The 12,818-nt window shown below is 39.9% G+C and carries 11 protein-coding genes; 2 read left to right on the top strand and 9 right to left on the bottom strand.

Going from position 1 to position 12,818, the window contains the following annotated elements; genetic code table 11:
• Positions 1–64: 64 nt before the first annotated feature.
• From dltB to QU661_RS05470, 8 genes are all read right to left on the bottom strand, one after another.
• Positions 65–1,234: a D-alanyl-lipoteichoic acid biosynthesis protein DltB gene (gene dltB / locus QU661_RS05435; protein WP_304989247.1), complete on the bottom strand. Its 1,170-nt coding sequence runs from the start codon at positions 1,232–1,234 to the stop codon at positions 65–67.
• Entirely contained in the window at positions 1,235–2,752 is a 1,518-nt protein-coding gene (gene dltA / locus QU661_RS05440; RefSeq protein ID WP_304989248.1) for a D-alanine--poly(phosphoribitol) ligase subunit DltA, read from the bottom strand.
• A gap of 202 nt (positions 2,753–2,954) precedes the next feature.
• Positions 2,955–3,566 (bottom strand): SurA N-terminal domain-containing protein, encoded by a 612-nt coding sequence (locus QU661_RS05445; RefSeq protein WP_304989249.1) that lies wholly within the window; start codon positions 3,564–3,566, stop codon positions 2,955–2,957.
• Complete coding sequence (locus QU661_RS05450; RefSeq protein WP_304989250.1) at positions 3,553–4,992, bottom strand: glycoside hydrolase family 25 protein; 1,440 nt, start codon at positions 4,990–4,992, stop codon at positions 3,553–3,555. The genes QU661_RS05445 and QU661_RS05450 overlap by 14 nt, the downstream gene beginning before the upstream one ends.
• A gap of 261 nt (positions 4,993–5,253) precedes the next feature.
• Entirely contained in the window at positions 5,254–5,877 is a 624-nt protein-coding gene (locus QU661_RS05455; RefSeq protein WP_304989251.1) for an NUDIX hydrolase, read from the bottom strand.
• A gap of 196 nt (positions 5,878–6,073) precedes the next feature.
• A complete protein-coding gene (locus tag QU661_RS05460; protein WP_304989252.1) occupies positions 6,074–7,768 on the bottom strand; it encodes a phosphoenolpyruvate carboxykinase (ATP) in 1,695 nt (564 codons plus the stop codon).
• 119 nt (positions 7,769–7,887) lie between these two features.
• Positions 7,888–8,778, bottom strand: coding sequence for an Hsp33 family molecular chaperone HslO (gene hslO, locus QU661_RS05465; RefSeq protein WP_304989253.1), 891 nt, complete (start codon positions 8,776–8,778; stop codon positions 7,888–7,890).
• Between the two features lie 66 nt (positions 8,779–8,844).
• Positions 8,845–9,627 (bottom strand): CorA family divalent cation transporter, encoded by a 783-nt coding sequence (locus tag QU661_RS05470; protein ID WP_304989254.1) that lies wholly within the window; start codon positions 9,625–9,627, stop codon positions 8,845–8,847.
• 111 nt (positions 9,628–9,738) lie between these two features.
• Here QU661_RS05470 and QU661_RS05475 point away from each other — a divergent pair, with 111 nt between their 5' ends.
• Positions 9,739–11,256: a Mur ligase family protein gene (locus QU661_RS05475; RefSeq protein WP_304989255.1), complete on the top strand. Its 1,518-nt coding sequence runs from the start codon at positions 9,739–9,741 to the stop codon at positions 11,254–11,256.
• A gap of 33 nt (positions 11,257–11,289) precedes the next feature.
• Positions 11,290–12,324 (top strand): threonine aldolase family protein, encoded by a 1,035-nt coding sequence (locus QU661_RS05480; protein WP_304989256.1) that lies wholly within the window; start codon positions 11,290–11,292, stop codon positions 12,322–12,324.
• 70 nt (positions 12,325–12,394) lie between these two features.
• On the opposite strand, the gene QU661_RS05485 is transcribed toward QU661_RS05480, so the two are convergent.
• A complete protein-coding gene (locus QU661_RS05485; protein ID WP_106057106.1) occupies positions 12,395–12,817 on the bottom strand; it encodes a hypothetical protein in 423 nt (140 codons plus the stop codon).
• Between the last annotated feature and the right edge of the window lies 1 nt (position 12,818).

Genomic DNA, 12,818 nt, shown 5'->3' on the forward strand with positions numbered 1-12,818 from the left:
CAATTTCTATTATGTTTTTAATGTTTCTATATGCTTCTTAAATTTTAATTATGCGATTATCTACCTAACCTTGACTCGATAGTAAGATTCCTAATCTTCCGGAGAATATGAAGAATCCAAACATAACGAGGTGTAGTGTGATAAACCACGATACTCCCATAAACCACTTGTCTTTTTTATGAGCCTTATAGAATTTTGATTTCTTCTGGTATATCTCGCATACAGATAACAACACTCCGTGATATAGACCGTATGCGATGTAGTTAAGCTCAAGTCCATGCCATACCCCCATGACGAACATGTTAATCATAAAAGCGACTGAGGCGATTACAAGCTTGTTCTTAATCTTACGTGTTCTTACTAGTGCCATTGTGATTCTAGAGAAGAGGAAGTCTCTAAACCAGAATGATAGCGTCATATGCCAACGATTCCAAAACTCCTTGATATCCTTACTCACAAACGGTGCATTGAAGTTCTCCGGTGTCCTTACTCCAAATATGTAGCTAGCACCTATAGCCATATTGCTATAACCAGCAAAATCAAAGAACAGATAAACTCCGTAGATATAGAAGTAAATTGCTATTGAATACCATGTCCCTCCGGTTCCGAAGTAATTCATGACCGTGTAGAAGCATGCTGCAATTACCATCTTATAAACCATACCCTTGAGTATCTTGTATATACCTTCTCCTAAAAGCTCTAGATACTCATCTCTAGGAATGATTTTATCCACATCTTCGTCAAATCTTCTGCTTCTATCAATAGGTCCAGAAGTGATAGCGGGGAAAAACAGAAGTAGATATATGAAGTTTGAAGTCTTAAATTCCTTTATAACCCCATCGTATATTTCGATTACCATCTGTGTAGACTTGAATGTCATGTATGATAATCCTAAGAATGCAAAGATGTGGTACTTATTGCCAGTCAAACCTAGGATTTTATAAATTGTGAGCGGAGCTAAACTCGCTAACAAAAATATCCTATACTGCCATGTTACTCTACCATTCTTGGTTCTTAGTTCAAGATATATGCGTACAACAGCATACTCTATGACCGTGTATAGACCGAGATTGAAAAGAGCATTTAAATTGCTACCCATCGACAGCCATATGAACACAAATGTTACGAACATTCCGTACCACTTGATTGACTTCTCTCTGCAACCCAGATATATTGCAGGAATCGACAGACTCGCTAACCATATAAAGAAGCTATTGTCTGTAAAAAGCTGCATCTATACAAACTCCTCCAATTTCTTTCTATCTGCCTTGCCATTGTTAGTAAGTGGCATCTTGTCGATAAACTTTACACGCTTTGGGACCATGTAGCTAGGCAAGAAGGCTTTTAGCGTTTCACGCACGTATTTTCTGCCACTATAGTCATCAGCAATGATATTCCCTTCTCTTACAACAAAGGCAGTAAGACTCTCAACCTTTCCTTCGTGTCTCTTTGGAATAACTGCAGCAGCTGCTACTCCATCTATATTTGTAAGATTAGACTCAATATCTCCAAGCTCTATTCTGTAACCATGTAGCTTAACCTGATGGTCAATTCTGCCATCGCAGAACAGCATACCCGATTCATCGTAGTGACCTGTGTCGCCTGTTCTGTAAGCCCTAACAAGCTCATTAGGATTTTCACTTAGGGATCCGGCTTCAGTCATGAAGAATACTTTGTCGGTTCTCTCTTTATCCTTATAGTATCCCGAGCTTACTGAGTCTCCGACGATTATCATTTCGCTGTTGTCTGGATCAATTCTGATCTCAGTACCCGGTTTAGGAAGCCCGATAGGGAGTGCACCTTCTCTATCAATAATCTCATCTGTGATATCAATTTCTGTCACACATACAGTCGATTCTGTTGGACCATATGTATTGATGACCTTTGCATGAGGGAATCTCGCCCTAAGCTGTCTCGCCGTATCCTTTGTAAGAACCTCTCCGCAGAAAAGGAACGCCTTGATACTTCCAAATTTCTCTTCACTAAAATCGGCTTCTCCTAAGCACATATCCGAAAACGAAGGAGTAGACACCCAGTATTCGATATCAGACGATGCGATATACTTTAGCATTTCCGGCATATCCTGCTGCAAGCCTTTATCCAGCGCAATGATTATCGATCCAGTTGCGAGACCAGTGTACAAATCCATCACAGATAGATCAAAAGAAAAAGGAGCTTGATTTAAAAATCTTGTAGCCTCTGGAATACCGCCAGAAAGTGTCACTGACCATTTTAAGTAGTTATTAAGCGCATCAGCTGGTATTTTAACGCCCTTAGGCTTTCCTGTGCTTCCCGAGGTAAATATGATGTAGTAAGTCTCATCACCTGATACAGACTCTCTATCGTCATAAGAGGTGCAACTTTCAAGAATAGTATCGAGTTTTTCTCTGCCAACAACCTCATACTTATCGTCTATATTGAGCATTTCCTCATGTTGCACCACTATTACGATTTCATTATCTATAGCTGATGCAATATCACTTACCCTCTCTGGAGGATTTCCTATATCCACTGGACAATACGCATGGCCTGATCTCACGCATGCGAGAAAAGCAACGAGCATATCCGGATGCTTATGTCCATAAACCATGATAGGTTCACGATTTCCTTTTAGTCTATTCGATATGTAACTAGCAAGCGCTGATGACCTTTTCCAAAGTTCGCCATAGGTTATCTTACCATCTCTAGAGCTAAACACCAAGCGATCCGGTGCTTCTATAGCAGTACTCTTAATCTTTGCTATGATATCCATATCGTACCTCCATAAATCCTTCGTTATAATAAATATTATATAAACCGCCTTAAATGACTGGGAAGAAATTATTAAATAAAAATTAAGATTGAATTTTCTTGGTTTTTGTAAAAATACAATACTTGTTACCATAAAAAATGAGATGCTATATGACATCCCACTTAAGTCAATACTGTTCAAACTGGCTTTTGCTAATGCAATTTTATTTCTTAACTATTTTAGCATATAGCAGTTTCGATTCGAGGTCTATTTCTTTAACATGTTCACTAAGCGACTCCCCGGTTAACTTCTTGTATTCTGTCTCCGAATTAACACCCTTCTCCTTGAGAATCCCCTTTTCAGCCTTATCTATCTCTGTCTTACTCACTGATACTCGTTTTTTCTCTGCTATAGCATGAAGTACCAGCTTAGCTTTAACATTCTCTTTTGCCATCTCATCTATCTGTTTATCAAACTGTGAATGTGACAAATCAGCTTCCTTAAGATATTCAGCCACTGTCATATCATATTCCTTGATGCGCTTCTTATACTGGCTCTTGATGTTATCAATTTCTCTTGATAACTGTACCTTTGGGTATTTAATCACTCTTGTATTCTTAACAAGCACTTGCCACTCTTGCTCAGTTAGCGTCCTTTCCTTTGGCATCCTGAATTCAACATACTTTTCAGATTTAATTAGATCGTATCCTGTATATCTTGTGACAGTGAACATGAATAATGCGACATCTATGATGATAAAGATAAGTAATCCGATAAGGAGCTTCTGTTTACGAGTATGTCTCTTATGCGGGCTATTACCTTTAGATGACGACATCGCCACTTACCTCCTCATTAATCTTTTTAAACTTATCGCCATTTAATAGAGACTGTCCACTGAGCTTGTAATCAGCCTCTACAGAGCCATCAATAATCTCGTATTTCTGCGAATTATCTGGTAAAGCTAAACCATAAATATCTTTTCCCAAGACAGAGGATACTCTTATCTGTTTAGGTGTCCCATCTATAACATACTCGGTCTTACCATCAGTCATCACCGAATTCCATTCGTCAGAATCGGTATTTCTGTACTCAATCCTATAGTTGTCTACCCTGCCGCTTGCAGCTGTAAACTTCACACTTGTCTTTCCACCCTTTACACTCGTTACAACCTTAGACGGTTCAAGTTCAGTGGAATTAAGAATATCCTCATCACCGATCTTGAAAGGTATAACCTCTTTATAACCTATATAATCACCCTTTCCCTTGACTAACGCATATGCTGTGCCAGTATTTATATTATTAATATAAGAAACGGTATAATCCTTATTTAGTGCCAGTGATTTTCCATTATCAGTAAGATTAATATTGATTGTAACAGGACCGCCTGTATACTTAAGCATGTCATTTGATGCTTCTGCATTAAGACCCGGACTACCTGCTTTCACGGCTTTCTTATCTACATACATAACGTCGTAGTCCACCTTACCTTTGATGCCATCTACTCTTCCCGTGCTTGTAAATTGCCACATCGTGTAATCAGATGATGCCGAAAGATTGCTCGAATAATGAGCAATCCAAACCTCGTTGGAATTGTTGACAAGATTTGTAGTATCCACTCCCGTGGTGCTTCCCGCTAGGGATGTTGAAAGATATATTGATGCAGGGTATCCCTGTGAACGACAATATGACAAAAAGGCATCAGCAACTGCGGTCATTCGTTTCTTTGCATACTCACTTCCGTTTGCACGCCAAGAAGTGTAGGCATTATCGAATCTGCCGTCGGAGAATTCCAGGTCCATAACTAGCGGTAGCTCTAAGTCATATTTCTTAGCAAGCGCAACTAACTTCTTAGCTTCAGCAATAGCTTCATCTTCGTTTGTAGCCTGCGAATACCAATATACTCCCCGTGCGATTCCTGCTGCCTTAGCTCCCTCCATGTTTACATCGAACTTTGAATCTGTTTTGAAATCAAAATTAGATGATGTAGTCGCACCAGCCCTGATAAATGCATAATTTACACCATCGCTCTTTACTGCTTTCCAGTCGATATTGCCCTGCCATTCAGATACATCTATTCCGAGAAATTCATAATAACCCTCTCTATCCGGAGGTGTGCTCGGTAGCGATGTGCCTGCAAATGCCGAACTAGAAGCAAAAAACACCAATAGAAATAAAGCCACTATCAAAGCAGTAATACGGCTAATGACAGTTAACAAAGAATCTTTATGCGATATAATATATCCTTTGGTGTTTGAATTCATTAAATTCTCTCTTTATATTTCTCTTTGATTAATTACTTAAAATAATAACCTAAATATGATGGAAATGATGGAAATTCAGAAAAATAAATGCGGGTGATGAACACCCACATCGACTGTCTATTTATTATAGCATAATATTTATCTGTGCTGTGTGAAAAATCTATGCAAATACTGTTATGTTTATTTTAGAATAGGAAATTTGATGAGGTAGCCTACTAGTATAATGTTCAAACAAATACTCAATATTAATATGACTCATCGCTACTTCTTGAAATATCCACCTCGCCTTAGTTTCTCTATAAAGTCGTTTATAATCCCTGCTGTAAGTCCCCATATATTTCTACCATCGTATTTGTAGAAATATATGCTTCTATAACTAGAATCCCAGGCGTAGGTTTTCCCTCCTTCGATTCTGTCATAGGGAAAGCCTTCGACTGGCACGCTCCTCATCGCTACGTTATAGCGTTCTGGTTGTGTCTCTAAAAAGAATGTCAGTGGTACCGTGAATACCTCGGCCACTTCATCGGAAGAAAATGTGTAGTCATAATCCTTGAGCAGACCCACCACCGGCTGCAGGGTGTCGCCTGAATACACATTCACGACATCTAGCTCATCAAGAACTTCGATGCTGGATGGGGCGATAAGGAGCTCCTCGCTCGCCTCCCTAATAGCAGCATCAGTAGCAGGCTCGTCCTTCATGGTGCTGCCTCCAGGAAAACATATCTCACCTGGCTGCCTCCTCAGATTCCTGGCACGCACCTCAAACAATACCGATAGACCATGCGGAGTCTCCATTATAGGAATTAGAACACCGAAGCTTTTAGATGTAGACTCCGCCCCAGGATCATTCAGTAACGCTGTTTTTAATCTCTTAATCTCATTCATACCCAATCTCTATTTCATCTTGCTTTTTATTTAACCAGTAAAGTATTTCAGACTGCAATCATGATGAATAGTATTTAGTCAATTATATATTCATCTGCTCAGGATCACAACTCCGTCTGCTTTTCAGCACTACCTATAAAATAAGCGAAGCAGTAGTGCTGCTCCGCCTCACATATTTTTGCAATTTACACAGCGATTAGTTCTCTTCGATAAACTTTAGAAGCTCCTCTGCGCCCTTCACGATACTATCTCTGTCCTCCGGATCTCTACCGAGGTGAGTGTAAACTTCTCCGATAAATACGCCGTTGTCCTTTAGGCACTGATATACCTTATCGATGATAGGGTCACAGATTTCCTGCTGCTGCATTGGACCGAATGGGTTAGCAAAATAAGTTGTAGATAGTCCAACCTCCTGTGTTGTGCCCTTAGCCATTCTCTTACCCTCAACGAATACAGTCTTTGCATCATCAAGGTTATTGAACTGATGTAGTCCGAGGTCTTCATCGTAGTTATTTGCATACGCGAAGAGGTCAACGTGATGATTATCTGTAACTACTGAGTAAGGAGCTGCTGGCGTAATAACTCTCGCATTTGATAAATCCGGGTTAAAGAATATAGATCTATTCATATCACGATAAGGTGTACCTGGATCGAGATCATCAAGTCTCACAAACGCTCCTATTTCAGTACCCTTTGCGTATACCGTACCATCTTCAACATGGAATGTTCCCATGTCGTCAAACACGATTTCTATATTCTTAATCTTCTCATTACCAAGCGACTTTAGAGCTTCAATAGTTTCAGACTTTCCAGCTCCTGAGTCTCCCATGAGGCAGATACCCTTGCTCTTTCCATTCTTGAGAGTAATATTTACAAATGCACCGTGAATTGGTAACCACCCCTTCTGCATCATCGCAACGTTATGGAGTGTGAGAACGGTCTTCTTCATGTATCCGAAGTAAGAAATCTTCTCGTTATATGTAACAGAGCCTACCCAGATATTCTCCTCTTCATCGTGGTAGAAGGTGCATGCATTCTTGCCATCATCGTTACCGAAAATCAGCACACAGTCAGGTTTCTTTGAAGCCTCCTTCTTGGATGCAAGCTCAAACAGGTTAGCTAACGAAACTCCATTTGACATAAAATCTCTGTGGAAGTAAACGAAAACTGTCAGATCTCCAACCTTGGCAGGGAAACAGAAAAATTCATCACTATTACCCTTAAATGTATCCAGTGGATTCTCATATACCTGCTGGAATGCCCATTCACGCTTATTCGATTTAGGATGTAGAATCATTGGCGTACGAAGCATAATAGAGTCGATAAACTTAACCTTTCTCAGCAACTCATAGCGAGAGCTAAGCTTAAATGATTCGTTCTTATATAATGATAGTGCTGCGTTAGTTCCTGCAGGCTGCTGACGGTATATCTTATTTGCACGGCCCATCAGAGTTTCTTCGATGCGTCTATATGTAGCCATAATAAGCTGATTATGAGAAGAATCAGCATGTACAAATGTTGTTGAGCTCGATTCTCTTCTTCTATCTGTTGTAACTGAGTACCTCTCGTGAGCCTTCCAGAAGTCATACATGCCTTCTACGAACGAAAGTGCTAACGTTCTATCTTCAATATAAGGTGATTCAATCTCCTCTGCAGAAAAAACTAATGTCTGACGTGCAAATGTAGATAGCGCCTCGATAGCCGTCTGTAGCGACTTACCCTGTGTTGCCCAATTATAAAGCTTTGAATCAGTCTCCTCGAGATGAGCTATATAACTCTGCATAAACACCTTGAATTCCTTAGACTTAATAACCTCTAGACTAGTCTCAGGGTATACTAAATCAAAGTTCAAAATGACTTCATTATCGTTTAGATAAATTCTATCTTTCATTACTACACCTTTTTCTAAAAAATTTTTATCATTACAATGGTTTAACTACATCTAACTGTAGCATTTTTTGTATATTCTTTCAATACATATGTATTATTTTTATTGATTTCTAACAAATTTTAATCGATTTTTCTCGACGAAAGTATGTCATTTATGTCAGCTATACTAAATTTGTATGCGGTATTGCAGAAATAGCATTTAACCTCGATATCTTCACCATCATTCACGATATCCTGTAGATCCTTATCGCTAATTGCGTCTAGCGCTCTCTTTACCTTCTCCTTGGAGCAGTCACAGTAGAACTCCACGTCGTGTCTCTCCGTAAACTCAATATCTACGCCTTCAAATATATGTAAAAGCATGTCTTCAGGTGCCATCCCCTGCTCCATCATAGTTGTTACAGGTTCCAGATTAGCTAACTTCTTCTCCAGGAGTTCAATCACATCCTCAGGAGCATCTGGTAAGAGCTGCACAATGAAGCCTCCAGCATGCTTTACGCTGCTATCTGTATCTACCATGATCCCTAGACCAACTGCTGATGGTAGCTGTTCCGACACAGTAAAATAGTATGCGAGATCTTCAGCAATCTCTCCAGTTTGAATCTCTACCTGACCGCTATACGGCTCCTTTAATCCGAAATCGTAGCTAACTGTTAGAAGACCTCTTCCTACTGCAGCACCGACATCGAGTTTCCTGACATACTTGCGCGGGATATCAACATTTGGATTTCCTGGAAATCCTTTGACATGACCATGACTATCCGCTGTGACGGTTATGTATCCTGCAGGACCATCGCCCTTAAGAGAAATCGTCACTATATCCTTATCACCTTTCATCATGCTGCCCATTATAGCCCCTGCTGATAGCAGTCTGCCTAGGGCTGCCGTCACTACGGGCAGTGTTTTATGACGCTCTCTTGCTTCAGCCACGAGATGAGTAGAGCTGATAGCGAAAGCTCTAACGCTATCATTTGCAAGGCTCGCCCTTACTATATAGTCCTTATTATCCATCTTTTCTCCAATTGTCTAATCATTAAACTTAGAATCATCAGTCATTAATTCGGTTGCACTGAGTTCCTAAAGTATCCTCTTCTTTTTAAACACGTATATAAGACCCAGTACCACACTTAAACTGAGTACAGATACGTATATGTATCCAAAACGCCACCCGAATTCTGGTAGCTTCAGATTCATACCGTACCATCCTGTAATGAGTGTTAGCGGTGCAAAAATACTGGTCACGACCGTAAAGAACTTCATCAAGTTATTCTGTTCTATATCTATCTGCGCTTGGTACATCTCACTGACGTGATTAAGATATTCTTGAACCCTGAGAATAAAACTATAGAGCTTATCAAATCTCTTATCTAAGTATGAAAACATTTTATCCAGCTCTGCTAGGTCATCTGTAAGAAGCTCCATTCTTTCATAATATTGCTTCTTGAACATGATTTCCTTTCGTCTAACCACAATTTGTTTGAGCCCTGCTTTATCAGGTCTAGCGCCTCCAAATAGTTCTTCCTCCATGTCTACAATACTCGACTCAAGATTCTCAAGCTCATATATGTCATTCGATGAATACTCTAACATCAATTCGAGCAGTTCATCGCGCGGATCTTTGCTATTAACCTTTGATACACAGTCTATAAGCTTTGCATCTTCCGTTATAAGAACGCATTCATTCTGAGATGTGATTATAAGTGCTGAATTATCATCTTCAGTGCGAAATCCTAAAATAAGCTCATCAGCAATGCCTCGGAACGCATACTCCCTAAGTGCTCTAATTTTCTCGTTAGATTTTTCATCTAGCGATTCTAAAAAGTCTCGTTTTTCTTCATGTGAACTTATTAATCTAATCATCTTTACTCCTCTTTATACCGCTGTATTATACCATATGTATTGGAAATTTAACTAATTAAGGATATAATTGTAAATTGTAAATCTCATATTCTTATGGATTCCGGAGGAATTATGAACACAAAAGAAATTGTATCGAGATTAGAATACAAATTACTAAAAGGGTCACTTGACCAAGCCGTGACAGGTATCTGTTTCGACAGCAGAAAAGTAAAGCCAGGCGATGTCTTTGTATGCATTCGCGGCGCATCATTTGACTCTCACGATGCACTTCTGCAGATCGATAGTGGCAATCCTGCCCTCATCATAGTAGATGAGAGCTGCGAGCTCGACATATCAGCTGTAAGCTCAACTGTAATTGCAACCTCGGATACAAGACATGCTAAAGCTGTGGTTTCAGCAGCATTTTATGGTTATCCAGCGGAAAAGCTCAAGATGATTGGCGTTACTGGATCAAAGGGTAAGACTACTGTTACAACGATGATTATGGCATCGTTAAGAGAAGCAGGCTATAGAGCAGCATCAATAGGCTCAAATGGGGTGAACTTAGATGATGAAGTTCTAGAAGTTGCCAACACCACACCTGACTCTGACCAGATGCAGAAATTTCTTTCTATCATGGTATCAAAAGGTATAGAATACGCAGTTCTCGAGTGCTCATCACAAGGTCTTATGCAGCGTAGAACTGATATGATTAATTTTGATGTCGGTGTATTTCTCAATATTCAGCATGGAGACCATGTTGGAACAGATGAACACCCTACTTTTGAAAACTATGCATATTGTAAAAGTCTCCTGCTACAACAGTGTAATACGGGCATCGTTAATCTGGATGATGAAAATATTGATTTCATCGTAAAAAATGCAACATGTAATCTAATTACTGTCGGTCATGATGGAATACATAAGAAAACGGATAAGCTCGGCAGCAGACCAGATTATGCAATCTCAGAGCCTCATACCAAGGAATGTAACGGATTTATAGGTGAAGAGTTTAAACTTTCAGGCATGCTTAATGACACTGTATTTGTAAACATGCCCGGTGAGTTCGTTCCGCTAAATGGTGCAGCTACAATCGCTACTATAGAAGCTCTCGGAATACCTACAGATGCGGCGAAAAAAGCTCTTTCTCATATCCATATTAACGGCAGAGTTGATATGATTTACCGCACAGATGCCCTAAGTGTATGCATTGACTCTGCTCACACCAGAGAGAGCACGAGAGCTGTTCTCGAAGCACTTAGAGCATATAATCCAAAGAGGCTCGTATGTGTATTTGGCGCTGGGGGAAACAGAGATATTGAGAGAAGAATCGGAATGGGTGAATCATCTGGGAAATATGCCGACTTCTCCATTATTACTACTGAGCACAACAGGTTTGAGCCGTTTGAAACTATACTTGAAGGCGTTAAGTCTGGCCTTGAGCCAACCGGTGGAAAGTACATGGTTATAGAGAATAGACCAGAGGCTATACACTATGCGATTACTCAGTCCGAACCAGGCGACCTCGTTGCTATCATCGGTCTTGGTGACGATAAATACCAGCATATAAACGGTGTTAACGTTCCTCAGGATGACGATAAGTGTGCTAGAAAAGCGATTAAAGAGTGGGAAGAAAATAAAACCAATTAGGTATATAAAGTGATCTAAGATTAGAGGGTCAAAATGATTAGATTTGATAACGATTACAGTAGAAGTGCACATCCAAAGATAATTGAGGCTTTAAGCGAAGATATGTATAATTCATATACTGGCTACGGACTCGACTCATGGTGCGAAATAGCAAGTGATGAAATTCGAAAGGCAATAGGCAAACCAGATGCAGATATTCACTACCTTATAGGTGGCACACAGACTAACATGACTGTAATAGATATTGCACTTCGGAGCTTTGAAGGTGTCATATCAGCTGATACAGGTCATGTTAATGTCCATGAAACGGGCGCTATTGAGTTCACGCGCCATAAGGTCATCGCCCTACCATCAGCAGATGGTAAAATCACATCTGCACAGGTTAGAGAACAAGGTGTGCTAAAAGTACAGAACCCGACGCCAGGTCACGTAGTAGAACCTAAGATGGTGTACATCTCTCAGCCTACAGAATTCGGCACGCTATATAGTAAGGAGGAACTCGAGGCGATTCGTGCATCTTGTGATGAATTTGGGTTCTATTTGTTCGTAGATGGTGCACGACTTAGCTATGCACTTTCCTCTCCTTTTAATGACGTCGATCTAAAACATATCGCTAGTATCTGCGATGCATTTTACATAGGTGGCACAAAGTGTGGTGCGCTGTTTGGAGAAGCAGTTGTTATACTAAACAACGAGCTAAAGCCTCATTTCTTTAGTTATCAGAAACAGCACGGTGCACTCCTTGCAAAAGGATGGCTTCTTGGTCTTCAGTTCTATACACTTTTTAAGGATGATCTCTACACTGAAGTTGCAAGAGCAGCAGTAAAGATGGCGCTAAATATCAAGTCTGCTATGCTTTCAAAAGGCATCAAGCTTGCCGTAGATAGTCCGACTAACCAGCAGTTCTTTATTATGACTAATGAGCAGATTAAAGCGCTTAGCGAAGAATACATGCTATCTGAAATTGAGACTATAGATGAGTCTCATAAGTGCATGAGACTTTGCACCGCTTGGTATACAAAGCAGCAGGATGTTGATTCATTTATAGAGGCAATTAAGAGGCTTTAATTAGCAAAATAAAACAACCTGACTAATTCGAAAATCGGTAGTCAGGTTGCACTATAAGTACATTTTAAAATTAATTAAGAACCTCTACTCCATCGAAGTTAACTCCAATCATCTCTTCGAGTTCAGCACTGATGCTGATTACAAAGTCAATGCCATAATCCTTAGAGATATCCTTAATCTTTGAAAGGAAGCTTGGAAGCATATCTAGAGAGAAATCAGCATGTCTCATGATACCGTCCAGGAAGATTGTCTGGATGTCATTGTCAGAACTGATAATACCGAATAGGAATCCGATATACTCATCTTCATTAGTTATATGAACAAAATCCTCCATGCAGATTACACGAATCTTGTAGTCTAAATCATAGATAAGTCTGGAATTCTTGTTAATAAATACGGTACTGCCCTTGGTTTCCTCGACACTTGCGTTAGCTAGCTCGATCATTTTCTTGGTCTTGCCCTTACCTTTATGTCCTACCAATAATTTAACCATG

The sequence above is a fragment of the Mogibacterium neglectum genome (assembly GCF_030644205.1).
GTDB classification, from domain to species: domain Bacteria; phylum Bacillota; class Clostridia; order Peptostreptococcales; family Anaerovoracaceae; genus Mogibacterium; species Mogibacterium neglectum.